We start from the raw sequence: 25,301 nt of genomic DNA on the forward strand, positions 1-25,301 counted from the left end.
GCACCGCCCGGAAGCCCTTTTTTTCTCTGACTCGCACACAACTGAAAGGTAAGCATCATGGCTGCAGACATGTTTTTGAAGCTCGAAGGCGTCGACGGTGAATCCAAGGACGATTCGCACAAGAAGGAAATCGACGTTCTCTCCTGGAGCTGGGGTGCCGCCCAGTCCGGCACCGGCCACGTCGGCGGCGGCTCGGGCGCGGGCAAGGTGAGCGTGCAGGATCTCTCAGTCACCAAGTATGTCGACTCCGCCTCGCACCTGCTGCTGCTCGATTGCTGCAACGGCCAACACATCAAGAAGGGCACGCTGGTGGTCCGCAAGGCCGGGGCCACGCCGCTCGAGTACATCAAGCTCACGATGGAAGACATCATCGTCAGCAACGTCCACACCGGCGGCAGCGGCGGCGAAGACCGCCTGACCGAGACCATCACGCTCAACTTCTCGAAGTTCAAGTACGAGTACACGCCGCAGAAGGCCGACGGTTCCGGCGACGGCACCAAGGAAACCGGCTGGGACATCGCCGCCAACAAGAAGGTCTGAGGCGCCTTGCGCCGCGGCCGCCCGGTGGACGGCGGCCGCCCCTTGACCTTCCAGCCGGAGAGACGCGATGGCCACACTCAACACCACGGTCCTTCAGTGGGCCAGCGCGCAGCTGGGCAAGCAGATCGGCGCGGGCGAATGCTGGGACCTGGCCAACTCGGCCCTGGGCCAGGCCGGCGCCGGCACCTCGTCGGATTTCGGCCCGATGGGCGACGACGACGATTACATCTGGGGCGACGAAGTCGCGCTCAAGGATGCGCTTCCCGGCGACATCCTGCAGTACCGCGACTACGAGATGACGACGACCACCACGACCGACGTCACCTTTGCCGATGGCTCGGGCTGGACCGACAGCCCCTACGTGACGGTCGGCCATCCGCACCACACCTCGATCCTCTCCAAGAACCCGGGCACCGGCGCCATCACGGTGCTGGAGCAGAACCACGAGGGCAACAAGGAGCCCGTGCGCGCCAGCACGATCCGCTGGAAGGGCAGCTCCACCTCGACCACCACCAGCAAGCAGATGACGCGCCAGGACAACGGCAAGCTGGCATCGGCCGTCGTGGTGGTCACGGTGGACGTGACGGTGAGCGGAAAACTCAAGGCCTATCGGCCGAAGAAGCCTTGAGGGAGCCTGCCGGCGGAGCGCCGGCAGCGCCGAGCCTAGTCCGCCGGCTTCTCGTTCGCCTCGATGGCCGCCGGCATCGTCTCTTCCTCGGCCGCCGGCATCAGGCGCGTGGCGTCGTCCACGTCATCGGGAATCACCCACAGCGTGAGCGCCGTGTAGTTGTCGTGGCCCGGCTTGGCGCGCGCCTTGATCTGCGCGTCGAGCTGCTCGGTCCACTGGCTGGGCGTTCGCGAGGCGTGCAGCGTGTCGACCAGGCACTCGTCGCCCAGCGGCTCCCACACGCCGTCGCTGCACAGGAGCAGCACGTCGCCGGGCATCAGGCGCATGCGGTCGGACACGGTGATATCGGGCGCTTCCTCCACCGAGCCCAGCGCCGAGAGCAGCATGTTGCGCTGTGGATGCAGGCGCGCGCCCTCCTCGTCGAGCATGCCGCCGGCCACCATCTGCTGCACCAGGCTGTGGTCGGTGGTGCGCGCCACGATGGCGCCGCCGCGGAACAGGTAGGCGCGGCTGTCGCCGCTGTGCACCCAGGCCAGCGCCTGGCTCTCCAGGTCGATGGCCGCAAAGACCACCGTGGAGCGCATGCCGGCGAGCTTGCCGCCTTCGGCCTGCCGCGCCACCACGTCGCGGTTGGCCTGTTCGACCAGCGTGCGCAAGGTGAATTCGTCCAGCCCCGGCGCCGCCGAGAAGCCGCCCAGCACGCTGCTGCGCGCCGTTGCCGCCGCCACATCGCCGCCGCCATGGCCGCCCGCACCGTCGGCCACCAGGCAGGCGACGTAGCGCTCGTCATGCCAGTGGCCGTGGACGTCTTCGTTGTAGTTGCGGCCGCCCTGCCGGGACAGCGTGACGATTTCGATTTCCAAGCGGGGTGCCTCGCGTTTGCTGGTGCTGTTGTACTGTGCCTGAGGGGGCGGGCGTTCTTCAGGTGTCCGACTTGAGGCGCGCCATCTGCTCTTCGTAGGCCTCGAGGAAGGCCTTGCCGAAGAGGTTGTGGAAGTCGTCTTCCGCCTCGCTCGCGATGCCGCCGTAGAGCGCGACGAACTGGTCCCAGAGCTTGGCCTTGCGGTTGGCGCTGAAGAGCGCGTCGAGCGCCGACTTCGCGCTGATCTTCTTTTCGAGCTCCTCGGGTTCGAAGCGCGCAATCACATGGGCCAGCGCCGCGCGCATGCCCACCATCACGCCGAACTGGTGGGCGCGCAGGTCGTTGAAGGCATCGCGCATCGCGGCCTCCGGCGGCATGAAGCCGCGCACGCCCGGCCCCAGCAGGTGCGCAAGCGCCACCTCCACCGTAGGCGAGAACTTGAGCGGGTTGTTGGCCTGCGCCGCGATCATCGTGACCTCCGCGCGCACCTCGCGCTTGAACTCCTGGCGCGTAAGCAAGAGCTGCAGCGTGCCCTCGGTGGCGCTTCGCAGGATCGATCCGATGCGCTCCATGAGGCCGGGCGTGAGCATCTCGGGCGCCTGGTGCGTGCTGGCGAGGCCGCGCAGGAAGGCGGCGAGCAGCTCGTCGTCGGAAGCGGTGCGCGGGGCCGCGGCGGGCGCCCGCTGGATGGGTGGCGGCGGCGGCGGTGGTGGCGGCAGCGGCTCGAACGGCCGGCTGGCGACCTCGGGCCCGCTGATGCGGATCGGCTGCCCCGTGATGTCGTCGAACTGCGGCAGCGCTTCCACCGGCGCGGCGGCCGGTGCCGGCGTGATCGCCTTCGGTGGCGTGAAGCCGAACTGGTCGATCGGCAGGTGGTCGGAGCGCGGTGTCGGCGTGGCCGGCGCCGCGCTCTGCAACGCGGCCAGCGGATCGGCGGAAGAAGCCGTGTTCGGCTGCAGCAGCGGGTCGGCCAGCGGCGACAGCGCGAGCGGATCGCCGCCGATGCCGCCGCCACCGCCCATGCCGCCGAAGAGCTCGTCGATGCCCGAGGCCTTGCCATGCGCGGGCGGCGCGCCGAGGTCGGAGAAATCGTCGAGCGCGCCGATGCCCGCGGCCGGCGCGGAGGCCGGCGTGGGCCCGAGCAGGTTGGCGAACGGATCGACCTGTGCGGCCTGCGCGTTGCGCGAGCCGCTTTCCATCGGGTCGGGAAAGAGCAGCGGATCCGCGCTCGCGGGCGCGGCGGCCCTGGCACGGGATGCGCCGGCCGCGGCAGGCGCGGCTGCGGCGGGCGACCCGAGTCCCGCAAGCAGGTCGGCAAAGGGATCGTCGCTGGTGCCCGCGGCCGCAGCGGCGCCGGCCGGCGCCGACATGATGGTGTTGGGAATCGCCAGCGACGGCGGCGCCGCCGCGGCCGTCATGCGCACGCTGAGCTCGAAGCTGCCCACGACCAGCCGCGCGCCATCGGTGAGCGGCGCCTCCTTGCCCGAGCCCAGCGACACGCCGTTGCACTGCATCGGATTGCTGCCGCGGTCGATGACGAAGTACTGGCCGTCGCGGCACAGCACCTGGGCGTGCACGCGCGAGACCGTGCGGTCCGGGTCGACGAGCACCAGCGTGTTGGTGTCGGCGCGTCCGATGGTGCCCCCATTGGGCCCGAAATCGGCAGCGATGGGCTGCCCCGCCGGAGCGCCTTGCCGGGTGATGACAGCGATATGGATCATGAATCTGCCCCCGAGGCTCTCGGCCTTTCTATGCCCGACACAGCCCGCGCGAATGCTGGCGAATGCGGGCGAAAAAACTCAGAAGGAGTATTCATTCCGTGGAGCGGGTTGGCAATCTCGCCTTAAGAGGTATGCCATTGCAGCCAGGCGGCGACGGCGGTGAAGATGAGGGCGATGAGGAGCCAGGTGCGGGTGGCCGAATCGACGCGTCGGGCGTTGCGCGACCAGCGCAGCACGGCGGCGATGAGGAACACGAACGCCAGCGCGGCAAGTACATGCTTGGCGGCCATGTGCTTCAGGCTCTCATGCCAGCAGGCCGTCGAGCCACCGCTGCTGGCGCCAGGCCGGTGCCGCAGTGGGAAACAGCGGCGTGCCGGGCTTCATCAGGCTCAAGTGCAGTGCGGCCGTCGCACGCTGGCGCTGGCAGCCTTCGCGCAGCACGCGGATGCAATGCCCTTCGCTCGGCGGCTCGCCCATGAAAAAGCGCTGGCCGGACGGGAACCGGTGACCGTTCGCCTGCCACCATGCGCCGATCCTGCCCGGATCGGGCCAGGGCAGGCCGTCGTCATCGTCCATTGCCACGTCGTTGTCATCGGGGTCTTCGCTCGGGCCGGACGCCAGGCCATCGGGCGAATCGCACTCCAGGTCCAGGAGGGCCAGGTCGAGCCCGGTGACGAGGCTGAAGGACTCGCCTGCGAGCCGTGCCAGCTTCGGATCGTGCATCTGCTCTATGAGCCACGCGATGCCGTGCGGATCACCCAGCTCGCCAGCACCGCGAACCAGCGTCCGGATGTGCGCGCGATCCTTTGCAAACCCCGCCAGCATGATCAGGCCTCGCTCGGGGGGCGCGACCTGCAGCACGAGCGACAGTGCCTCGTGCGCGTGGAGTCCGCCTGCGGTCGCCATGGTTTGGAGCACGGCCATCGATGCACCGCTATCGCCTGTCAGCAACGCGGCGCGCGCGGCTTCGAAGGCGCAGCCAGTGTTTTCATCGTCCATGGCCGCAAGGCATGCGGCGCGCAGGTCCGTGCGGCCGCGCCGGCCCACCATGCGCAGGGCCCGTTGCCGCAGGCCCGTGTCGACATCGGCCAGTGCGTCGACGAGCGTGTCCCCCGGGTCCACGCCGTGCTGGTCGCAAGCCACGAGCCCCACTTCGCGCCACCACGGATCGCGGGAATCGAGCAGCGGCTGGACCAGGCCTCGCAACGCGGCAGCCTCGACCCAGCCGAACGCCGACAAGAGGCCGGCACGCCCTTGCGGTAGTGCGGCCGCCGCGGCGAGAAGCCTGGAGAGCCGGTCGGTGTCGCGATCTTCGATGGCGCGCACCGTCACGGCGAAGAACTCGGCAGTGCCCGCACGCTCCAGCGCGCGCAGGCTTAGGGCCGAGCCCAGCGCGCCTGCGATCCCGATACCGTCCAGGTGCGCGGCGATGCGTTCGTCCAGCCGCGCGAGCCGGGTGAGCCCGACGTGCGGCGCGCGCACCAGCACCGAGCGCACCCGCCTCAATTGCACGGCCTCGTCAACGTGCTGCTGCACCACCAGCGGCACCGGGCTGCGGCGCGGCCGCACTGCGGCGGCGGAATGCTCTGCAACAGACATGGCGCTGCGCCTGCCGCTAGACCATGACCTGCCAACGGCCGCCAGCGATCAGCCCTACGCTGCGTCCGGCCAGCGACCACACGCCGTCCGGGCCCGAGCGCAGCACGACGAACTCGTTCTTCTGCCGCTTCGCAATGGCCAGCGGCTGCAGCGATGCGCCGTCATAGGTGTCGATGCCGTCGACGTGCGCCAGGTAGATCGCGTCCCCCTCGGCGGCGATGCCCCAGTAGTCCCGCTCCATGTCGTCCGTGGCCACGGCCAGCCACTGGTCGGCCGCGCCGATCAGCAGCGTGTCGTTGTCGCCCCCGATGGCGAAGTGCCCGTCAGCAAGCATGCACACCGTGTTCAGGCTCGAATTTCCCGGCAGGTCCAGCTTGTGCCAGGCACGGCCATCGAAACGCGCGCCGTAGCCGTCCGAGGTGACGACCATGAAGTCGGAGGCGCAGGTGCCCGCCAGGTCCTCGATGGTCACGTCCTCGCCTTCGACCGTGAGCTGCGGCAGCGCCGCGAAGCGCCCGCTCGCGAACAGATAGACCTGCCCCACCGATCCCGCGCAGACGACATCGTCGCCCAGCAAACGCAATCGCCGCAGGGGTCCGAGATCTTCCACGGCGGGGTTGGCAAAGCGCTGCAGCGACTGCGCAAGCGCCGCATCGGTGGTGCCGCCGAGCCAGTCGAAGGAAATCAGGGTGCCGTTCTCGCCGAGCGCGTAGCCCGCGCCACCGGCCGCGGCGTCGATCGAGACAAGCTCATCCCCTCCGAAAGAGAACGCGGCCACTGCGTCGTCGCGCACGACCACCACGCGGTTGTCGGGGTTGTCGTAGTCGTCGCCGACGGTGCAGCCCAGCAGCACGACGCCAGGCGCCGGGTTGGCGCCCTCCTGGATGTAGTCCAGGCGCTTGAGCACCTTGGGGAACGGGTTCATGAGCGGGTCCTTTCAGATTTCATGCGTGCTGCTTGGATCGCGGCAGCGGGTCGTTGGTCTTCACAGTGAGCTTCATGCGGCTGTGTCCGAGGGCCAGCTGGCGCGCCATGCATTTCTCGTCGCAGCCCTTGGAATCCCCCGCGTTGATCTTTCCCTGGGCCGACTTGGCGGCCGTTTTGATGCCCTCTTTCAGCGTGTACTTCTTGCCCTTGTTGGCCGGGTCCTTGAACCACTTGTTCTTCTCGACCGTGTAGTTGCACCCGACCTTGCCGTGCTCGGTGTGCTTGGCATGCGAGGTTCCCTTCAGGCAGACGCAAGGCGCCTTGTTCGACACGTAGTTGGTGGCCGGGTCGGGCTTGCCACGCCCCGCGTGGGCCACGAACTCCTTGGAGGGCAGCGGGTGGTGCGGCGTCATCTGCTTGGAGGTGCTGGGCGCGTTGCAGCAGGTGTTGGGCGAGTACGGCGCCAGCATGCACTTGCGCGCCTTGCAGCAGTCGCGCCCGTAGTCGTTGGCGCCCGAGCAGTTGTCCTTGATGTCCTTGGCCATGGCCTTGCACGGATGGCCCTTCACGTTCATCGCGATCGCGTCCTGGTAGGGCCACGGAACCGCCTCGTTGGCCGTACTGCCATGGTTGTGGGTGGTCAGATCGAGATTGCGCACCACGTTTTCGCCCTCGACCTTCACGTCCATCGACCAGGCGTTGAAGTACACCTTGCCGGTGATCTTGCTGTTGATGATGCCCTTCTTGGGCGCACAGCCGGCCTCGTCGCCGGTGCTCTTCTTGAAATAGCTCTTGTTCTTCAGCATCACCTCCTTGCCCGAGATCTTCACGCTGGTGGAGCCGTTGGTGCAGTCCGTCGCAAGACCCGTGTTCGGGTAGGGAATGGGTACGCCTGGCGGCGTGGCGGGCGTCTGCGGCGGCGTGAAGCAGACATCGGGAAAGGCGCAGATCGACTTGCCCGCCGCCGCCTTGCACGACACCTCCATGTTGTTGGCGTAGACCTCGTTGCTCAAGACATCCTCTCCATGTTGCGGGTTTCCGGGCGGCACAGCACGGCCGCAAAACGGTACGAGCCGTCGTCCGAGCCGTGTACCAGCACCCGTGGCCCGCACGCGTAACCCTTGCGCATCGCGGTCCACGCGGCAGCGATCGCGGCCACACCGGCCAGTGCGCCAGCCTCCCCGATGCCTTCGGCCGGGTGCCAAAGGTCCAGCGTTCGCACATGTCCGCGCAGCGCGCGTGCACGCGCGAGCGCCGCCTCCTTGAAGAAGTACTGCTCGCCGGAAATGTCGGCCACGATGAAGTCCACGTCGTCCGCCAGCAGGCCCGCCTCGCGCATCGCCTGCGCGATGGCGGCGGTGAGTCCGTCGCCGCGCAGCGGCGTGCCGCTCAGCACAGGCGCTGGCTCCACGCCCGCGCCGATGCCTGTGCAGCGCAGCGTGTCGTCGGCATGCGCCGCGGCGATCAGCAGCGCACCGGCACCTTCACCGGGCATGAAGCCGTTGGAGTTGTCCTCCCGCAGCACACGGTCCTGGTCGACGTAGTGCTTCAGCGCAGGCCAGGAGAGCAGCCCATCGGCCGCGACGATCAGCACCTGCCCGCAGCCATGCTCGGTTACAAGGCGCCTCGCGCGCTCCAGCGCCGCCAGCGCCGCCACGCGGCCGAGCGGAAAAATTGCCGAGTGCCGATCGTCCACGCGCACGCCCAACCCCGCCCGGACGCCGTCGAAGAGCGCATCGTCCAGGTCTTCCAGGCGGCCGGGGCGGCGCTGCTCGGCGGTGCAAAGCAGTACGGGAATCGCGTCGCCGGCCAGCGCATCGCGCGTGCCGGCGAGGCACTCGTCGGCCGCCAGCAGCGCCATCTGCACGAGCTTGGCGATGCCGACCCAGGGCGCGTCGAGTTCGACCTGGTGCGCATTGATGCGCTGCCCGTCGCGTCCTCGAAACCGGGAGATCGAAGGATTGGTGACGCTCGCGCGCAGCGCGGCACAGGTCGACTCGGCGTCCAGGCCGAGGCTGGTGACGAGCCCAACACCGGAGACCGCAACGCCGGTCATTCGAACACCTCCAGGTCCGCATCGCCATCGACCGGGGCGCTCACCACACGGATCGGGAAAGTCATCTCGTCGCGCGCCTGCCACCAGTCCTCGCCCTTGCGGCCGACCAGGACTTGCGACACCTCGAACATGTTGTCGCGCAGCGGCCGCGCTACACGCCACTGCATGGTGAAGCGCTCCTGGTCGGGCTCCAGAACGATGGTGTCGAGCCGGGCGACAAGGTCTTCGCGCCTTGCGTTGTTCTTCGGAAAGACATGGACGGGCGCCTCGAAGAACGGCAGCGCGAAATGACGCAGCCCGTCGGAGGTGAGGTTCTCCAGCCGAACTTCGAGCGCGGCTTCGGGAATCGGAATCTGCTGGTCGAGCGGTGCCGCCTGGTAGTAGCGCTCGTCGAAGTCCGCGGGCGGAAACGGAAAACCGTGGTCCAGCCATGCCTGGTCGTAGGTGCCGGCATGGCAGGCGCGCTGCGGCCACCCGCGGCCGACGGGTCCATAGGCCATCGGACGAAAGGCGCCGTCGGGGGCATCCACCAGGACACCCGACTCCTCGGTGTTGGGCAGCGGCGTGCCGTCGACCCACGACGCCTTCAGCTGCTTTCGGTAGCCGCGCCCCACCGGATTGGGCCCGTAGGCGCTGTGCTCGGCCGGGTCCCCGGAAGCGTCGTCGACCCCGCCGAACGCACACCCGTAGCTCAGGTCCACCTTCTCGAACGGCGAAGGCAGGCTTGCGCGAATCGCGCCGAGCCCGGCCTCCCAGACCCGGTGGCCGACAACATCGAAGCTCTTGTGCATCGGACCGACGTGCAACCCCACGCGGGTGCGCGTGACCGGGCGACCACCCGGTGCGTAGGCGCTGCCGGCAAGCAGCACGTCGCAGTGGTTCTTGCGCAGTGCAAAGTCGGCCTCCTGCAAGGGCGCGCTGAAACCGGGCGCACCGGTGAATGTGTCTGCCATGAGCAATGGCAACTGCTCGTCGTGCAGGCGCACCGTTTCGCCGGGCCTGGGAAGTACGAAGGTGCCCTTGATCACGACGACGAGCAGTTCCCTGCCGCTGGGCTCCACGCCCATCGTGTACCCGGTGACCATGCGGGTGGCGTTGATCAGTTCCATCGCCTCGCGCCCCCTTCAGTTCAACTGGACCGATCCGCCCTTGACGCGATTGACCCCGCTGGAGATGCTGGCGATATATGCGCCGCGGATCAGGACCTTGCCGGCCCTGGTCAGCGTGATGCTTGCCTTGCCGCATCGCATGACCAGCTGGTCTCGGGCGCCGACGACCATGCGCCGGCCGTCCTGCGAAACCTCGACTTGCCCCGGGACGTCCGCGAGCGGCCAACCCTGCGCCGGGCGCAGCACGCCCGTCACGATGGGCCGCGCCGCATCGCCCGCCTCGAAGACCAGCGTCACCTGCTGCCCGATGTGGGCACCGTGCAAGTCCACAGTCGTGCGCGCGCGCACCGCAGCGCTCGTGGGCTGGCCCGTGAACAGCACGAGCGGCGTGCTGCCCTCGTCTGCAAGCGCCACCAGTTCCCCCAGGACCACGGCCGGGACGCCCGGCAGTGTCAATGGCAATGGCTCCAGCCGTGCGGCCAGCAGCTCGTCGATCGACTCTCGTTTGCTCATCGTGTCCTCGCTTGTGGCAATCAGTTCTGCAAAATCTTGGAGCCCTTCATCACAATGTCGCTGCTCGCCTTCGCATTGATCTTTCCCGAAGCGTCGATCGTGATGTCCTTGCCCTTGATGACGATGGTCCCGTCCTTCTTCATCGTGATGCTCGCGCTGCCCGTGGTGATCGAGATCGAGTCGCCCGCGCTGATGACGAGGTTCTTTCCGACCGAGAGCGCATCGTCCTTTCCCACGCTGGTCGAGCGCCCTTCGCCTACGCTGCGCGATTCATCGGCGCCCACGTTCGTCGACAGCGCCGCCCCCACATCCACCGACCGGTTCGCCCCGATGCTGCTCGACTGGTTCGCCCCCACGCTGATCGTCTGACTCGCTCCCACAGTCACCGCCTGCATCGCCCCCACCGTGATCTCCTGCGCCGCACCCACTGTGATGGTCTCGTTGATCCCCACCGAATGCGTGCGCTGCAGCGCTACCGTGGCCGTCTCGCTCGCGCCCACCGTGATCGTGCGGTTCTGCCCGATCGAGATGGTCTCGTTCAGGTCCACCGTCTCCGTGCGGTTCTGGTGGATCGTGATGGTCTCGTCCTTGTCCACCGTTTCGGTGCGCTGGCCGTGCACGGTGATGGTCTCGTTGTTGTCCACCGTCTCGGTGCGGTCGTGCTTGACGTGCGTGGTCTCGTCGTGGTCGATGGTCTTGGTGCGGTCGTGGCCCACCCAGTGGGTCTCGTCGTTCTCGACCTCGATGTCCTGGTTCTTCTCGGCGTGCAGGTACACCTGCTCTGAACCCTTCTTGTCCTCGAAACGGAACTCGTTGCAGTTCGAGGCGCTGCCCTTGGGCGTGGAGCGCGTGCGAAAGCCGCTCTGCGTGTGCGAGCCGAACGGGATCGGCTGGTCGTCGTTGTAGACGCGGCCCACGATGATCGGCCGGTCGGGGTCGCCGTTCAGGAAGTCGACAATCACCTCCTGGCCGATGCGCGGAATGAAATACCCGCCCCAGCCCTTGCCGGCCCATGGCTGCGACACGCGCACCCAGCAGGTGGATTTCTCGTCGCTCTTGTCGTAGCGGTCCCAGTGGAAGTGCACCTTGACGCGGCCGAAATCGTCGGCGTGGATCTCTTCCCCGGCCGGCCCCACCACGATGGCCGACTGCGGCCCGGGCATGACGACACGCGGCGTGAGGCGCGGCGGACGGAACGGCACCTCGATCGGCAGCGCGGTGATCAGGAAGTCGCTGGTGCCCTGCGGATCGGTGCGCAGCGCGGGTGCGTCGGCGATCAGCGCCTCCAGCGCGGGCCGCGCCTGGGCGTTCACGGCGTCGTCGTCGAGCGCCTCGCGCAGCGCCTGCTCGATCGGCATCCTCGGCGTGGCATGGGGAATGCTCTCGTAGCCGGGGTGGCTCGCCACGAAAGTGCAGGCCGCAATGATGTAGTCGCCGTCGCGCGTGCCGTCGGGGTCGCCCTCGAAGGTGAAGCTGCGGCCGGCGGCCACGTCGGGCCAGGTGGTGAGCGCCCAGTGGCGCTGGCGACGCGCGACGATCTCTTCGCCGCGCAGCTTGCCCTTGTCGTCCGCATCGCTGCCCGAGAAGTAGCCGCCCGCGAACTCGAAGGCCTCGAACTCGGCCAGCTCGTTCTTGTCGGGTTCACCACCCGCGGCTTCGAGCTTCTTCTTGATCGACTTGAAGTTGCTGTCTTGTGATGCGTAGGTGCCGGTGTCGAACTGCCGCGCGCTCACCCAGCGCGAGATCTCGTTGTGGCGCGCCTCGGTGGTGTCGGTGGCCACGTGGCGCAGGGTGCCTTCCACGGGCAGCTTGTCGTGCGCGATGTCGCTCGCATCCGACAGGTGCATGGTGCCGGGCGCGTCGTGCGCGTCGAACCAATAGTAGATGCCTTCGTCTTCCAGCAGCCGCGACAGGAACTGGTAGTCGCTCTCCTGGTGCTGCACGCAGTAGCGTCGCGGATTGTGGGTGCCGATCACGCTGCCGGACTTGGTCTTCTTGAAGCGCTTGATCGGGCTGTCCTCGAACACGGCATCGAGCACCTCCAGCACTTTCTTGTCCTGCAGGATGCGCGAGTTGATGCGCTTGCTGAGCAGCCAGAACCACGAGCGCAGCGTGATGCGGTATTCGAAATGCCTTCCCACATGCCCGGCCCGCACGAAGCGCACGGCGTGGCCCTGGCAGTGGCGCTCGTGCATGCCGCCGTCCTTGTCCTGGAACTCGATGACCACGTCGAAGGCGCGGCCCAGGATGTCCTTGGCGTCGAGCGCGCGGTTCTTCGACAGCACCGTGAGCTCGTAGGTCGACGGGCGTGCGAGCGCTTCGTGGCCGACGATGCGCCAGAACATCAGCTCGCCGTTGGCGGGCGAGTCGCTTTCGATGCGGAATTCGTGATCGGCCATGTGCTTCGGCTCGAGGCCCCCTTGCGATTTCTGCGGTTTTCGACTCTTTCCGGCGGACCTTCCGGCCTGCAGTCGCGGCGGCCTCAGGGCGCCAGCAGGAGCACCAGCGTCTGGCTCGGCACGGTGCGAACGCCCGGGCAGTTGGTGCTGTTCTGCAGGCTCGTGCTGGTCAGGCGCGTTGCGGGCATGGCGTTGAGCAGCACGGTGAAGGCGCCCGTCAGATGGCGGCTCGGCCCCATCACCGTGCCCGAGGCCACCCCCAGCAGCACGCCCGAGTTGTCGCCGTTGGTCATGGGGATGGTCGTGCCGAGGTTGTGCGCCGGCGTTCCCATGAACAGGATGGTCGGGCAGTTCGGTATGGCCATCGGCCCCATCGCGATGTTCGGATAGGGAACCGGAATCGGCGATGGCGCGGCGGGCGTGATGCAGACATCGGGAAACCCCATGTCCGTTCCCATCATCTGGCAGTTGGCGAACATGGCGCGTACTCCTCAGCCGAAATGGATCTGTGCGCCCCGCGTCTTCACGAGCTTGGCACCGTTGATCAGCGTATGGTCACCGCGCAGGTGCAGCAGCTCGCTGGCATCGCATTCGATGTGGGCTGCGTTCACCCGGTCCATCCCGCGGGTCGTGCGCAGGTAGTTCTGGCTGAAGTGGTTGACGCGTTCCATGACCGTGCTCAGCAGGCTGCCTACCAGCTTGAGCGTGCCGGCGACGACGCGCACCCGCTCGCCGACGAACTCGGTCGAATCGAGCGACAGGGCCGCCGCGGCTGCGCGCACGCCCAGGCGCTGCGACTTCATGTGCAGGTCATCGGCTTCGAGCGCGAGCCTGCCGCCTTCGACCACGAGCCGGGTGTCGCCCTTGCACCGGAGCACTCGTTCCTGCGCGCCCGCGCAGCGCGCAAGCACCGACAGCACCCAGATGCCGCCGGGCGCGCTGCCAAAGCACAATACCGTGTCGCCCGCCACTGGCGAGAGCAGGCAGCTCTCCGCCGTGCGCACAGCCAGCGCCATGCCGCCTCGGCGTACGTGCAGCAGTCCGTTGCGGTCCGCTTCGAGCAGCGCGGTCCAGCAGTTCCCGGCGGGTTCAGCATGCGGCGGCTGCGTGGCTTCAGGCGCCGGCGCGCGGCGCGGTGCGGCGGCGTTTCGGTGGACAGCATGGTGGGCAGTGGTTTTCATGACATGTTTTCCATGGAAAGAAGCAGGAGCATCGCGACGATGGCGCGTCAGCCCGGCAGCGGGCGCCAGTCCTCGGCCTCCGCGAGCTGGGGGTCGGTTTCGAGCGCACGCGCGCGGTCGTCGATCTGCGCCTCTTCGGTGAAGGCGCGGTGGAGGCATGCGCGCACGAGGGTCGCGCCGCGCAGGTCGGCTTGGTGCAGGCGCGCATGCCGCAGGTCGGCATAGGTGAGGTCCGCGCCATTGAAGCGAGCGCGGTCGAGCACAGCGCCCGCAAAATGGGTCTGGTACAGGTTGGCGGAGCCAAAGTTCGCCTCGGGCAACTTGGCGCCGGTGAACAGCGCCTGCGGCAGCCTGGCGCCGGAAAAATCGACGCCCTTGCCCAGGGCTTCGCAGAACAGCGCGAGCGGCGCATCGATATGGTCGAAGCGGGCCTCGTCGAGAGTGGCCCCCTGGAAATTGCACTGGCGCAGCGGCGCGCCGCTGAATACGGCCGCGCGCAGGTCGGCGCCGGCGAACTGGCAACTCTCCAGCGCCACGCCGTCGAACGACACGCCGCCCAGCCGGGTGGTGGAGAACGCCACGCGCAGCATGCTGGCGCCGCGCCATGCCACATGCCGCAGATCGCAACCGGCCACGGTCGAATGCACCCAACGCGTGGATTCGGCGCCCAGGTCGATCAGGCTGCTCTCGGTCAGAACGCTGGCGTCCAGCAACGCACCGCGCAGCATTGCGTGGTCGAGCCGAGTCCTGGTGCACACGAGCATGCTCAGGTCGGCATCCGACAGGTTCGCATGCGGCGCCTCGCATTCGCTAAGCACAGCCGAGTGCAGGGCCGCCGCGCGCAGGTCGACGTGGTCCATGCGGCACTGGTTGAACACGGCGCGCTGCAACTGCACCCCGCCCAACAACGCACCGCGCAGGTCGCACTGGTTGAACACGGCTTCGCGCAGGTCGGCGCCGCGCAGATCGGCTTTGGCGAAGTTCACTCGGTCGAACAGTCCACCGGCCAGCCGGGCGCGCTCGAAGTGGCCGCCCGACAGATCCAGGTCGGGCACCGACTCGCCGAGCAGCACCGCCAGTGACAGGGCCGTTGCGTTCAGCATGGGGGAGTCCTCACGAGCCCACCGCCTGCTGTTCGGTCGTGAGCCGCGGCCAGGTGCGCGTGCGCTTGAGAAGCGCGCCCTCCAGGCGCACGTCGCCATCGAGCCGCGCGCGCGACAGGTCCGCCGCGAACAGATTGCTGTTGCGCAGGTCGCAGCCGCGCAGATCCGCATGCTGCAGGATTGCTTCGCTGAAATTCACGCCGACCAGCTTCGCGCGCTGCAGTCCGGCGCGACGTAACAACGCGCCCTTGGCCGAGGCCAAGTGCCAGTCGCTGTCGGCGAGCCGTACCTCGCACAGGTTGGCGCCGTCCAGCACGCTCGCGACCAAGCACGCGCGCGACATGTCTGCGGCGCCGAAGTTCGCGCCGCGCATCTGCGCGTTGGAGAAGTCCGCATCGCTCAGATCGCAGTACTGCGCGAACACCATGCCCGGCCCGCGCGCGCCGCCGAACTTCGCGCCCGACAGCTTGCAGGTGATCAGATTGGCGCCGGCCAGGTCGGCATCGCGCAGGTCGACGCCCGCGAGATCACATTCGACGAACTGGCAGCCCGCGAGTTCGGCCTCGGCGAGCGCGAGGCCCGGCAACGACAGCCGGTAGAAGAGTTGCTCCGGCGCGTGCACTCCGTGCGCATCGGCCCCTTCCCAGCGCGTGCCGATCAGCATCGCGCCCTTGAGCCGCGCGCGGCGCAGCGCCAGGCCGCTCAGGTCGGCATGGCTCAGTTGCGCCTCACTGAAATCGGCGTCGTCGAACACGGCGCCCTTCCAGCGCGTGCGACCAAGGTTCGCGCCCTTGAGCACGGCCCGCACGCCGATCGCGCCATCGAGATTCGCATGCGCGAGCACGGCCGCGGTGAAGTCCGCCTGCGATACGTTGGCTCCCTTGAAATCCACGCTCTCGAGCCAGGCTCCGCCGAAATGGACGCCGCGCAGGTCGAGCCCCGAGAAATCGGCGCCCGTGAAATCCATGCCGCCGAAGAAGCGCAGTCCGCCGGCCAGCGCCTGCTTCATGCCCAGGCGCAGGGTCTCGGCCTGCGCCGCCTGCATCGCGTAGGCCGGCGGTTGCTCGTGCGCGCCCTGCAGGTAGCCCAGGCGCTCCATCATTTCCTGCTGCATCAACCGGGGCGGCGTGGTCGACAGGTCGAAGCTACCCGTGGCGCCCGCGTTCGCGGCCGCCAGGCGCCGCAGCGCCACGTCGGCATCGAAGACCGGCGGGCCGCGGTGCTCGCCCGGCGGCATGCCCTTGTGCGCCTTGCGCACCGTCAACGCCTGCTCGAGCGCATCCAGCGCGTCGTCGACGGCCGCCAGCTTCTGCTGCTCGGCCTCACGCAGCTTCTGCTTCAAGTGGGCCACGCGCTCGGCCGGCGCGGGCGGCTTCTCGCGCGGCGGCATGACCACGCCCATCGCGTCCGGATCGCGGCCGCTGGCGCGCAACTCTTCGCGCGCCAGCGCCACGTCGATCTCGGCACGGCGGTACTGCGCCTCGGCCTGCAGGCCCTGGCTCGCGAAGGCCTGGGCGGCGCGCTCGGCCTCGGGGTCCACCACGTCGAGGCCCTCGGGCAGCAGGTCGCTGTCGTCCAGGCACTCGATGCCGCCCCAACGCGGATCGGCGCGCCGCGCGAGCGCATCCAGGTAGTGGGCGTTCGGCCGGGGTGCGTCGATGCGTTCGACGGCGCCGAGCAGTCCGTACACGTCGGAGCCGTCGTCGGTACCGATCTCGGCGAGTCCCTGGAAGAGCACCAGCGCGCGCTCCGCGTGCGGAAAAAACCAGACCGTCGTCAGGCGCAGCGGCACCTCGCGCAGGCGCGGCTCGGCGGCACCCGCCGCGCGGTAGTCGGCGAACACTCGCGCGCGCAACCCGGGCAAGCGACCTTCGATGGAAGGCTTCTTGGGGTGCATGTGATCGAACTGGAAGGGCTCGTCGCCGCGCAGCGGCGCGTCGAACCACTGGTCCTCGGGCGCGAGGTTGAAATAGCGCCAGTCCAAGTCGGGGGCGAAGCCCGGCGCATGCGCCTTGAGATAGCCCGCGTCGTAGGTTCCGCGAAAGCGCGCGCGCTCCGGATGCATCGGCCCGCGCAGGCCGAAGCCGGCTGGCGCCACGCTCTGCGCCGGATCGCGCAGCAGCTGGTCGGGCCGCTCGATGTTGGGCAGCCTGTGCACGCCATTGGCGGGCGCCGCGCCGAAGCCTTCGGGGTTGGCCTCGACCGCTGGACCACCGAAGGCATGCGCCCAGTCGACCGGCATGGCCTCGAAGTCCATCGGCGTGCTCGCGTTGGTGCCGTCCCAATGGCGGTCGCCGAAGACCAGCAAGGTCTTGCTGCGGCTGCCCAGGCGCGCGCGCACTGCGCACGCGTTGGGACGGCCGGGCGGCGCGAAGGCCTTGCCGTGCACCAGGAACTCGGGCGTGAGCTTGGCCACACCCTCGTCCACCAGGGGCACGGGCATTTCACGCCCGATGAAGTTCCAGGCCGATTGCTCGCCCCACAGCGTGCCGCCTGCGGCCTGCGCGAATGGAACGTGCAGCATGGCCGTCACGCAGAGACCGAAGCGCTTGCGGTACTCGATCGGACGGGTGCTCAGGCAAATGACCTGGGGTTTGACGACTTGCATGGGCTGTGCGTATGCATGTGAATGTTGCTTGCGGATCAGCCGTTGGGCTCGCCGGTCTTCTTGTCGCGGCTGAGCAGACCGCTGGCGCCGCGCTCGCTGCCCACAGAGTCGCCGATGGGCGAGGTCATGCCCATCAGACCCATCACCGCGCCGGCGATGCCGGCGGTCCCCCAGACCAGGAGCCCGTCCTTCACGTTGGTGTCAACCAGACCGCGCATGCGCGTGAGGCGTGCGCGCATGCCGGGAATCTTGTCGATGTCGGGGCTGGAGAGGACTTCGTCGATCAGCGCCTTGGCGCCGGCGTACTGCTCGCCCAGCGAGCCGATGCCGCTCAGGGCGCTGACGATCCCGTAGCCCAGACCCGCGACCGCGCCCACGGTGCCGGCGAACGCCTGCGCCGCCGATGCGTCCGCCGTCCCGGCGGAGCCCGCACCGGGCATGATCGAATGCAGCGGCGCCTGCCGCACCGCGGTGCCGTCGCGCTCGATCTTCAGGCCCGCCACCGACTCCATGCTGATGGCCAGCGTGTTGTCAATCTTCAGGCCCAGAAAGTTCGACATCGCGATACCCAACGCGTTGTCCATGCTCAGCCCCGCGAAAGTCGAACGTGCCACGCCGAGATTGAAGTCGGTGTTGTTCCCGATGTAGCCGCTGGTGTTGGGACCGAGCACCGTGGTGTTGGAGCCCACCGACACGGTGTTGATGTTGCCGATGGCCACCATGTTGAGTTCGGTGTTGCTCACCAGCGTGTACTTCTGGAATGCCGCGGCATAGGGCGCGGCGTTGGCATCGATCTTCATCGAATTGCCGCCGGTCACCTTGAACTCCATGTGCCCCGCCTCGAACAGCATGGTCGGGGCTTTGTACTTCATGCCACCCTGCACCGTGACGGTCTGGGTGCCTGTGACCGACCGGATCTCGTTGCCGCCGGTGACGTCGGTGCGGTTGCCGTCGGACTGGATCTTGTGATGGCCCTTCACCAGCAACGCATGGTCGATGTCGACCTTGGTGGTCTGGTAGCCGATGACGTGGTTGTCCTGGTTCTTTCCGACCGTGAGCTTCTGGAACTGCTGGATCTCGGTGGTGTCGTTGTTCTCCACGGTCAGCTTGCGGTCCCGCACGACGGTGGAGGTCTGGTCGCGCTTGACCGTCACCGTCTGGTCCCGGTCTACAGTCGTTGAGTCATCCAGCTCCACGCTGCGGCTCATGTTGCGCTCCGCATGGATGTTGATGTTCTCCTCACCCTTCTTGTCCTCGAACATGATCTCGTTGTAGTTCGCGGGACCGCCGCCGGGCGTGGAGCGGGTCTTGAAGCCGCTCTGCGTGGGCGACTTGTAGGGAATGGGCTGGTCGTCGTTGTAGACGCGGCCCACGATGATCGGTCGGTCGGGGTCGCCGTTGATGAAGTCGACGATCACCTCCTGCCCGATGCGCGGAATGAAATACCCGCCCCAGCCCTTGCCGCCCCAGGGCTGCGACACGCGCACCCAGCAGGTCGACTTCTCATTGCTCTCGTCGTAGCGGTCCCAGTGGAAGTGCACCTTCACGCGGCCGTGGTCGTCCACGTGCAGCTCGTCGCCGGCGGGGCCGACCACGATGGCGGTCTGCGGACCGGGCATGGTCACGCGCGGCGTGAGGCGTGGCGGCCGGTAGGCACGCTCCATCGGGATCGCGGTGATCAGGAAGGCGCTGGTGCCCGGCTGCGACGTGTTGAGCATCGGCGTGCTGGCGATCAGGTCTTCCAGCACCTGCAGCGTGTCGGCGTTCACCGCATCGTCGCGCAGCACATCGGCCAGTGCCGAATGCACATCCTGCGAAACGGCCGCGCCGGCGCCCACGCTTTCATAGCCGGGATGGCTTGCCATGAAAGTGCAGGCCGCGATCACGTAGTCGCCGTTGCGCGTGCCGTCGGGGTCGCCCTCGAACTTGAAGCTGCGGCCCGCGCTCACGTCGGGCCAGGTGGTCAGTGCCCAGTGGCGGTCGCGGCGCGCATTGAGCTCGTCGCCGCGCAGCTTGGTGCGGTTCTCGGCGTCGTCGCCGGTGAAATAGCCGCCCGGGAATTCGAACTCCTCGAAGTCGGCGAGTTCGTGGTCGTCCTTCACGTCGATGGTGGCAGCCAGCGTCTTCTTGATCGCCTTGAAGTCGCTGTCGCGCGAGGCCTGCTTGCCGGTGTCGAACTGGCGCGCGCTCACCCAGCGCGAGATCTCGTTGTGGCGCGCCTCGCTCGCGTCGCTGTGCATGTAGCGCAGGGTGCCTTCCACCGGCAGCTTCTCGTGCGCCAGGTCGCTGGCGTCCGACAGGTGCATGGTGCCGGGCGCGTCGTGCGAATCGAACCAGTAGTAGATGCCTTCGTCCTCGAGCAGGCGCGAGAGAAACTGGTAGTCGTTCTCCTGGTGCTGCACGCAGTAGCGCCGCGGTGTGTGGGTGCCGATCACGTTGCCGGCCTTGGTCTTCTTGAAGCGCTTGATCGGGCTGTCTTCAAAGACCGCGTCGAGCACTTCGAGCACCTTCTTGTCCTGCAGGATGCGCGAGTTGGTGCGCTTGGTGAGCAGCCAGAACCACGAGCGCAGCGTGATGCGGTATTCGAAATGCCTTCCCACATGCCCGGCCCGCACGAAGCGCACGGCGTGGCCCTGGCAGTGGCGCTCGTGCATGCCGCCGTCCTTGTCCTGGAACTGGATGACCACGTCGAAGGCGCGGCCGAGAATGTCCTTGGCATCGAGCGCCTTGTTCTTCGACAGCACCGTGAGCTCGTAGGCCGACGGGCGCGCCAGCGCCTCATGGCCCACGATGCGCCAGAACATCAGGTCGTCCTTGGCGGGTGAATCTGTCTCTATGCGGAACTCGTGATCGGCCATTTTTTACTCTTGATGCGCAGTTGCTCAGTCGAACGCGTAGGTGAAGTCGGCGTCCTTCACATCCAGCGCGACGCGGCGGATCTCGCCGCCCGACGCCAGCCGTTGCAGGTACTCGACCGAGATGGTGGGCAGCACGGTGTTCGTGAGAATCGCGTCGATCACGCGCCCGCCCGACTCCGGGTCCTGGCAGCGCGCAACCACCTGGTCGACCACCGCGTCGCTGTACTCGAAGGGCACGCCGTGGTTGGTCTCCACGCGCTTCTTGATGCGGCCCAGCTGCAGCCGCACGATCTTCTTCATCATGTCGGGCGACAGCGGGTAGTAGGGAATGGTGACGATGCGGCCCAGCAGCGCGGGCGGAAACACCTTCATGAGCGGCGCCTTCAGCGCATCGGCCAGCGCGTTCGAATCGGGCAGCAGCTCGGGATCGCGGCACATGCTCATCACCAGCTCGCTGCCGGCGTTGGTGGTGAGCAGGATGATCGTGTTCTTGAAATCGATCATGCGGCCCTCGCCGTCTTCCATCCAGCCCTTGTCGAACACCTGGAAGAAGATCTCGTGCACGTCGGGGTGGGCCTTCTCGACCTCGTCGAGCAGCACCACGCTGTAGGGCCGGCGGCGCACCGCTTCGGTCAGGATGCCGCCCTCGCCGTAGCCCACGTAGCCGGGCGGCGCGCCCTTGAGCGTGGAGACGGTATGCGCCTCCTGGAATTCGCTCATGTTGATGGTGATGATGTTCTGCTCGCCACCGTACAGGGCCTCGGCCAGTGCCAGTGCGGTCTCGGTCTTTCCCACGCCAGAAGTGCCGCAGAGCATGAACACGCCGATCGGCTTTTGCGGGTTGTCCAGCCGCGCGCGAGACGTTTGAATGCGCCGCGCGATCATCTCCAGGCCGTGCTTCTGGCCGATGACGCGCTGGTTGAGCGTGTCGGCGAGCTTGAGCACCGCCTCCACTTCGTTCTTGACCATGCGGCCGACGGGAATGCCGGTCCAGTCGGCCACCACCGAGGCCACGGCCTGTTCGTCGACCGAGGGCAGGATCAGCGGCGATTCGCCCTGCACCGTGTGGATCTTGGCCTGCAGCTCGTGCAGTTCGGCCAGCAGCGCGGTGCGGTCTTCGCTCCCTCCCCTACCGGGGGAGGGTTGGGGTGGGGGCATGTCGGCCTTCGCATCGCCCTCGGCGGACGCCGCATCCACCGGCTTGTTCCCCGCCCGCAGCTTCGCGCGCAGTTCGAGCAACCGATCGACCAGCCCCTTCTCTTCCTTCCAGCGGGCGTTGAGCGTTTCCAGCTGCCCGTTCGATTCCAGCAGCAGCGTGGCAACCTGCGCAGCGCGCTTGGTCACGTCGATGCCGATGGCTTCCTCGCGGCCGATGATCTCCTGTTCGACCGTGAGCCCCTCGATACGGCGCATGCAGTCTTCAACTTCCGGTGGCGTCGCGTGCTGACTCACAGCCACGCGCGCACACGCCGTGTCGAGCAGGCTCACCGCCTTGTCGGGCAGCTGGCGCGCGGGAATGTAGCGGTGGCTCAGCTTCACGGCCGCCTCGATCGCCTCGTCGAGCAGCTGCACGCGGTGGTGCTTCTCGAGCACGCTGGCCACGCCGCGCAGCATCAAAATGGCCTTCACCTCGTCGGGCTCGGGCACCTGCACCACCTGGAAGCGCCGCGTCAGCGCCGGGTCTTTCTCGATGTACTTCTTGTATTCGGCCCAGGTGGTGGCGCCGATGGTGCGCAGGTTGCCGCGCGCCAGTGCCGGCTTCAGCAGGTTGGCCGCATCGCCGGTGCCGGCCGCGCCGCCGGCGCCCACCAGCGTGTGGATCTCGTCGATGAAAAGAATGATGGGCGTGGGCGATGCCTGCACCTCGTCGATCACCTGGCGCAGCCGCTGTTCGAACTCGCCCTTCATGCTCGCGCCGGCCTGCAGCAGGCCGATGTCGAGCGTGAGCAGCTTCACGTCCTTCAGCTGCGGCGGCACGTCGCCGCGCGCCAGGCGCTGCGCGAAGCCTTCGACCACGGCCGTCTTGCCGACGCCGGCCTCGCCGGTGAGCAGCGGATTGTTCTGGCGGCGGCGCATCAGGATGTCGACGATCTGACGGATCTCCTCGTCGCGCCCGGTGATCGGGTCCATCTCGCCCTTCCTGGCTTTCTCGGTCAGGTCGACCGCGAACTTCTTGAGCGCATCGCCCTTGCCCATGGCGGCGGGCGCCATCGCACCCGAGTCTTCGCCCGGTGCGCCGCTGCCCATGCCGGTGCCGTCCTGCGCGCGCATCTGCGACTCGGGCGAGGCGTCGCAGATCTTCACGAAGTTGTCGGCCAGGTCTTCGACCTTGACCTTCTCGAACTGCTTGGACAGGCCGAACAGCGGGTTGCGCAGGCTCTGCGTCTTCAGCATGCCCACCAGGATGTAGCCGGTGCGCACCTGCGCCTCGCCGAACTGCAGCGTGGCATAGGTCCAGGCGCGTTCGATGGCGTTCTCGATGTGCGGGGAGAAGTCGCTGATGGCGGTGGCGCCGCGCGGCAGGCGGTCGAGCGCGGCCGTCATGTCCTTGGCAATCACCGAGACGTCCAGGCCGTAGTGCTGGATCACGCGGTGCAGGTCGGAGTCCTGCGCCTGCAGCAGCTGGGCGAACCAGTGCTCCAGTTCCACATACGGATTGCCCCGCATCTTGCAGAACACCGTGGCGCCTTCGATGGCCTTGTAGGCCAGCGAGTTGAGCTTGCCGAAAAGGGCGGTGCGACTGATTTCACTCATGGAAGACTCCGTATCTGTTGAAGACGATTCATGCCGGAAAATTTGAAGTTCGGTGATCCGTGTCCGGCGTCAATGCGCAGAAAGCCTTGCGCTGGCCAGCCACCCCTGCACGTCCTGCCCCGCCTCGCGGCGCGGAACGATCGGCTCGATGCGCACGGCACCAAAGCCGGCGGCCGCAAGACAGGCCTCCACATGCGCAGCCGCATGGCGGTAGCGGCCGCTGCCTTCGAGCCTGAAGTCGTCCTGGCCCCCGGGCATGGCCTCGACCGTGAACACCACCCCGCCCTCCGGACGCAGCGCGCGCGCGGCTGCCGCCAGCACCTCGTGCAGGTCGCCGAAGTAGCACAGCGTGTCAGCCGATATCACCAGGTCGAAGCGGCCGGGCTGGGTCTGCAGGTAGTGGGTGAGCTCGGCCTTGTGCAGCACGTCGTAGCCGCCGCGCTGCTCCGCGCGCTGCAGCATGCCGACCGACAGGTCGCAGCCGGCCAGGTGCGCGGCCCAGGGCCGCAGCAGCGGGGCGCAGAGTCCGGTGCCGCAGCCGGCATCGACCACGGCCAGGTTCGCGGCCGGCGCGCCATGCATTTGCTGCACCGCCTGCGCCACCAGTTCGGGCGCACGGTAGTGCAGCTTCTCCAAGCTGGCATCGAAGCTTCCGGCGTAGCTGTCGAACACGGTCTCCACATAGCCGTCGCTGGCACGCGCGGGCGCATGCCCCTCGCAAGCGGCCAGCAGGTGCGTGACCACGGGATTGCCTGGATCCTCGGCCAGCCACTCCCGGTACATGCCGAGGGCCTGCTCATGCTCGCCGAGCAGTTCCAGCGCACGAATCACCTGCGAGCGGGCGCTCAGGTTGCGCGGCTGCAGCAGCACCGCACGGCTGTTGGCGATGACGCTCTCATGGATGCGCCCCTGCTCCATCAGTGCGATCGACAGGTTGTACCAGGCTTCGCTGAATTCCGGCCGCAGTTCGATCGCCTGGCGGCTCACGCGCTCGGCGGCTTGCCAGTGGCCCTTGCGGCGTTCGAGCGATGCGATGTTGCTCAGCGCATCGGCGCCTTCGTCGCCTCCTTTCGCGAAGGAGACGCTGTTGCCGTAGGCGCGCATCGCGTCGTCGATGCGGCCGGTCTCGACCAGCAGGTTGCCAAGATTGTTCCAGGCACCGCTCTGCGCGGGTTGCAGCGTGAGCGACCGTCCGATCAACGCGATGCTCTCGTTGCTGCGGCCTTGCGTATGGCGCAGCAGGCCCTGGTAGTGCAGGGCATCGGGGTCGGCCGGCGCGGCCTCCAGGATGCGGTCCAGCAATTCGCCCGCCGCGTCCAGCTTCTGCGCCTTGATCAGGGCCGCGGCTTGCGCCAGCGCGGCCGCGTGCGTCATCGTGTCCAGCTGCACGGGCGTCGTCGTCATGCGGCGGCTCCCACGGTGGACTGGACGGCACGGGCGCTCATCGGGCGGTTGCCGATGCGCACGTCCGCCGCATCCTTGGCGCGCGTGCGCTGCCCGAGCCACGAGACCCAGCCCAGGCGCGGCGCGTTGCCTTTGGCCTGGCCGAGGCGTGTGGCGGGCACCTCGGCCTTCTCGAGCGCCAGCTCGGCGTCCCATTCGAGTTCGTCGCCGAGCAGCTGCTGCATCCAGTGCTGCAGCACCGGCTGCGCGTTGCCGATCGGCAGGAACATGCGGTACTGCGCGAGCGTGAGCGGGCCGATGTGCAGGCGCACGCGGTGCTGCCGGTCCCACGCGCGCGTGCCGAGCATCGCACCCATGCCCATCGAGCGCGAACTCTCGCCCTGCCCCAGCCGCGTGAGCTCGCCCGCGGGCAGGCTCATCCAGTGGCCGACCCAGCGCTCCAGCTTCACGGGCACGCCGAAGTAGCTGCACAGCACCGATTCCACGCTCTCGGCGTTGTGCACGCGGCGCGCGAGCCAGCCCGAAAAATGGAGGCGGGCATCGTCGTGCACCTCGTCGCGCCCGATGCGGCCCGGCGTGCCGATGCCCACGAACGCGCCGACCTGCAGGCGGAAGCGGTCCTCGCCCGGCCGGTCGAGCGCCACTGCAGGCCGCGCCTGCGCCCATGCGCGATAGAAGTGCAGCGAGAAGCGGTGCAAAAAGCTGTCGAGAAAGGCCAGCCAGGTCGGATCGCCATGGTTCAGGCTGCGCTCGCGGATGAAGTCGCTCAAATGAACCGGCAGCGGACCGTTGGGCCCGACATAGCTGAAGAAATGCTGCCGCAGACGCGGCGGCGAATGCGTGCTTGCCGGCTCGAAGCGGCTGAAGCTGGCCGGTGCGAACGACAGCGACGGCTCCTGCCCCACGCGCACCGGCTCCGCGCTCGGCAGCAATGCGCGGCCCCAGCGCGGCGTGGTCGCGGCCACCGACTCCAGCCGGCGCAGCACCGCAAAATAGTCGTAGGACCACGGCTCGGCCGACCACCCGCGCAATGCGGTGT

20 protein-coding genes are annotated in these 25,301 nt (G+C 68.0%); 2 read left to right on the forward strand and 18 right to left on the reverse strand.

Annotation, left to right across the window (positions count from 1 at the left end):
- The first annotated feature begins 57 nt into the window (after positions 1–57).
- Both L1081_RS17455 and L1081_RS17460 read left to right on the forward strand, forming a co-directional pair.
- Positions 58–540, forward strand: a complete 483-nt coding sequence (locus L1081_RS17455) for a type VI secretion system tube protein Hcp (RefSeq protein WP_489413294.1) — start codon at positions 58–60, stop codon at positions 538–540.
- 67 nt (positions 541–607) lie between these two features.
- Positions 608–1,168, forward strand: coding sequence for a hypothetical protein (locus tag L1081_RS17460; protein ID WP_489413295.1), 561 nt, complete (start codon positions 608–610; stop codon positions 1,166–1,168).
- 35 nt (positions 1,169–1,203) lie between these two features.
- Here L1081_RS17460 and L1081_RS17465 read toward each other — a convergent pair whose 3' ends face one another.
- The 18 genes from L1081_RS17465 to tssG all read right to left on the reverse strand — a co-directional run bounded on the left by L1081_RS17465 (position 1,204) and on the right by tssG (position 25,293).
- Entirely contained in the window at positions 1,204–2,031 is an 828-nt protein-coding gene (locus tag L1081_RS17465; protein WP_489413296.1) for a SpoIIE family protein phosphatase, read from the reverse strand.
- Between the two features lie 58 nt (positions 2,032–2,089).
- Positions 2,090–3,751, reverse strand: a complete 1,662-nt coding sequence (tagH, locus tag L1081_RS17470) for a type VI secretion system-associated FHA domain protein TagH (protein ID WP_489413297.1) — start codon at positions 3,749–3,751, stop codon at positions 2,090–2,092.
- A 122-nt stretch (positions 3,752–3,873) separates the two neighbouring features.
- Positions 3,874–4,041: a hypothetical protein gene (locus L1081_RS17475; protein WP_489413298.1), complete on the reverse strand. Its 168-nt coding sequence runs from the start codon at positions 4,039–4,041 to the stop codon at positions 3,874–3,876.
- A gap of 13 nt (positions 4,042–4,054) precedes the next feature.
- Positions 4,055–5,350 carry a TIGR02270 family protein gene (locus tag L1081_RS17480; RefSeq protein WP_489413299.1) on the reverse strand — a complete coding sequence of 432 codons (1,296 nt, stop codon included), beginning with the start codon at positions 5,348–5,350 and terminating at the stop codon, positions 4,055–4,057.
- A gap of 16 nt (positions 5,351–5,366) precedes the next feature.
- Positions 5,367–6,275, reverse strand: coding sequence for a hypothetical protein (locus L1081_RS17485; protein ID WP_489413300.1), 909 nt, complete (start codon positions 6,273–6,275; stop codon positions 5,367–5,369).
- Between the two features lie 19 nt (positions 6,276–6,294).
- On the reverse strand, positions 6,295–7,290 hold the full coding sequence (locus L1081_RS17490) for a PAAR-like domain-containing protein (RefSeq protein ID WP_489413301.1): 996 nt from the start codon (positions 7,288–7,290) through the stop codon (positions 6,295–6,297).
- On the reverse strand, positions 7,287–8,333 hold the full coding sequence (locus L1081_RS17495) for a hypothetical protein (RefSeq protein ID WP_489413302.1): 1,047 nt from the start codon (positions 8,331–8,333) through the stop codon (positions 7,287–7,289). The genes L1081_RS17490 and L1081_RS17495 overlap by 4 nt, the downstream gene beginning before the upstream one ends.
- Positions 8,330–9,442 carry a DUF2169 domain-containing protein gene (locus tag L1081_RS17500; protein ID WP_489413303.1) on the reverse strand — a complete coding sequence of 371 codons (1,113 nt, stop codon included), beginning with the start codon at positions 9,440–9,442 and terminating at the stop codon, positions 8,330–8,332. The genes L1081_RS17495 and L1081_RS17500 overlap by 4 nt, the downstream gene beginning before the upstream one ends.
- A gap of 15 nt (positions 9,443–9,457) precedes the next feature.
- On the reverse strand, positions 9,458–9,955 hold the full coding sequence (locus L1081_RS17505) for a DUF6484 domain-containing protein (RefSeq protein ID WP_489413304.1): 498 nt from the start codon (positions 9,953–9,955) through the stop codon (positions 9,458–9,460).
- Between the two features lie 20 nt (positions 9,956–9,975).
- Positions 9,976–12,354, reverse strand: a complete 2,379-nt coding sequence (tssI, locus tag L1081_RS17510) for a type VI secretion system tip protein TssI/VgrG (RefSeq protein ID WP_489413305.1) — start codon at positions 12,352–12,354, stop codon at positions 9,976–9,978.
- Between the two features lie 83 nt (positions 12,355–12,437).
- Positions 12,438–12,833 carry a PAAR-like domain-containing protein gene (locus tag L1081_RS17515; protein WP_489413306.1) on the reverse strand — a complete coding sequence of 132 codons (396 nt, stop codon included), beginning with the start codon at positions 12,831–12,833 and terminating at the stop codon, positions 12,438–12,440.
- A gap of 12 nt (positions 12,834–12,845) precedes the next feature.
- Entirely contained in the window at positions 12,846–13,535 is a 690-nt protein-coding gene (locus tag L1081_RS17520; RefSeq protein ID WP_489413307.1) for a DUF3540 domain-containing protein, read from the reverse strand.
- A 47-nt stretch (positions 13,536–13,582) separates the two neighbouring features.
- Positions 13,583–14,638: a pentapeptide repeat-containing protein gene (locus L1081_RS17525; protein WP_489413308.1), complete on the reverse strand. Its 1,056-nt coding sequence runs from the start codon at positions 14,636–14,638 to the stop codon at positions 13,583–13,585.
- A gap of 10 nt (positions 14,639–14,648) precedes the next feature.
- Positions 14,649–17,246: a DUF2169 domain-containing protein gene (locus L1081_RS17530; RefSeq protein ID WP_489413309.1), complete on the reverse strand. Its 2,598-nt coding sequence runs from the start codon at positions 17,244–17,246 to the stop codon at positions 14,649–14,651.
- A 35-nt stretch (positions 17,247–17,281) separates the two neighbouring features.
- Positions 17,282–20,104, reverse strand: coding sequence for a type VI secretion system tip protein TssI/VgrG (tssI, locus tag L1081_RS17535; protein WP_489413310.1), 2,823 nt, complete (start codon positions 20,102–20,104; stop codon positions 17,282–17,284).
- 24 nt (positions 20,105–20,128) lie between these two features.
- Positions 20,129–22,858, reverse strand: coding sequence for a type VI secretion system ATPase TssH (gene tssH / locus L1081_RS17540; RefSeq protein ID WP_489413311.1), 2,730 nt, complete (start codon positions 22,856–22,858; stop codon positions 20,129–20,131).
- Positions 22,859–22,927: 69 nt separating this feature from the next.
- Positions 22,928–24,262, reverse strand: a complete 1,335-nt coding sequence (locus tag L1081_RS17545) for a methyltransferase domain-containing protein (RefSeq protein ID WP_489413312.1) — start codon at positions 24,260–24,262, stop codon at positions 22,928–22,930.
- Positions 24,259–25,293 (reverse strand): type VI secretion system baseplate subunit TssG, encoded by a 1,035-nt coding sequence (gene tssG / locus L1081_RS17550; protein ID WP_489413313.1) that lies wholly within the window; start codon positions 25,291–25,293, stop codon positions 24,259–24,261. The genes L1081_RS17545 and tssG overlap by 4 nt, the downstream gene beginning before the upstream one ends.
- Between the last annotated feature and the right edge of the window lie 8 nt (positions 25,294–25,301).

It is taken from the genome of Variovorax sp. MSC1_012 (genome assembly GCF_023667525.1).
GTDB classification, from domain to species: domain Bacteria; phylum Pseudomonadota; class Gammaproteobacteria; order Burkholderiales; family Burkholderiaceae_C; genus Variovorax; species Variovorax beijingensis_B.

Coding starts and splice junctions, on each gene's coding strand:
- L1081_RS17455 (WP_489413294.1), top strand. CDS start 58: ATGGCTGCAGACATGTTTTTGAAGCTCGAAGGCGTCGACGGTGAATCC.
- L1081_RS17515 (WP_489413306.1), bottom strand. CDS start 12,833: ATGTTCGCCAACTGCCAGATGATGGGAACGGACATGGGGTTTCCCGAT.
- tssI (WP_489413305.1), bottom strand. CDS start 12,354: ATGGCCGATCACGAATTCCGCATCGAAAGCGACTCGCCCGCCAACGGC.
- tssI (WP_489413310.1), bottom strand. CDS start 20,104: ATGGCCGATCACGAGTTCCGCATAGAGACAGATTCACCCGCCAAGGAC.
- L1081_RS17495 (WP_489413302.1), bottom strand. CDS start 8,333: ATGACCGGCGTTGCGGTCTCCGGTGTTGGGCTCGTCACCAGCCTCGGC.
- tagH (WP_489413297.1), bottom strand. CDS start 3,751: ATGATCCATATCGCTGTCATCACCCGGCAAGGCGCTCCGGCGGGGCAG.
- L1081_RS17545 (WP_489413312.1), bottom strand. CDS start 24,262: ATGACGACGACGCCCGTGCAGCTGGACACGATGACGCACGCGGCCGCG.
- L1081_RS17500 (WP_489413303.1), bottom strand. CDS start 9,442: ATGGAACTGATCAACGCCACCCGCATGGTCACCGGGTACACGATGGGC.
- L1081_RS17505 (WP_489413304.1), bottom strand. CDS start 9,955: ATGAGCAAACGAGAGTCGATCGACGAGCTGCTGGCCGCACGGCTGGAG.
- L1081_RS17485 (WP_489413300.1), bottom strand. CDS start 6,275: ATGAACCCGTTCCCCAAGGTGCTCAAGCGCCTGGACTACATCCAGGAG.
- L1081_RS17525 (WP_489413308.1), bottom strand. CDS start 14,638: ATGCTGAACGCAACGGCCCTGTCACTGGCGGTGCTGCTCGGCGAGTCG.
- L1081_RS17520 (WP_489413307.1), bottom strand. CDS start 13,535: ATGAAAACCACTGCCCACCATGCTGTCCACCGAAACGCCGCCGCACCG.
- L1081_RS17460 (WP_489413295.1), top strand. CDS start 608: ATGGCCACACTCAACACCACGGTCCTTCAGTGGGCCAGCGCGCAGCTG.
- tssH (WP_489413311.1), bottom strand. CDS start 22,858: ATGAGTGAAATCAGTCGCACCGCCCTTTTCGGCAAGCTCAACTCGCTG.
- L1081_RS17480 (WP_489413299.1), bottom strand. CDS start 5,350: ATGTCTGTTGCAGAGCATTCCGCCGCCGCAGTGCGGCCGCGCCGCAGC.
- L1081_RS17530 (WP_489413309.1), bottom strand. CDS start 17,246: ATGCAAGTCGTCAAACCCCAGGTCATTTGCCTGAGCACCCGTCCGATC.
- L1081_RS17475 (WP_489413298.1), bottom strand. CDS start 4,041: ATGGCCGCCAAGCATGTACTTGCCGCGCTGGCGTTCGTGTTCCTCATC.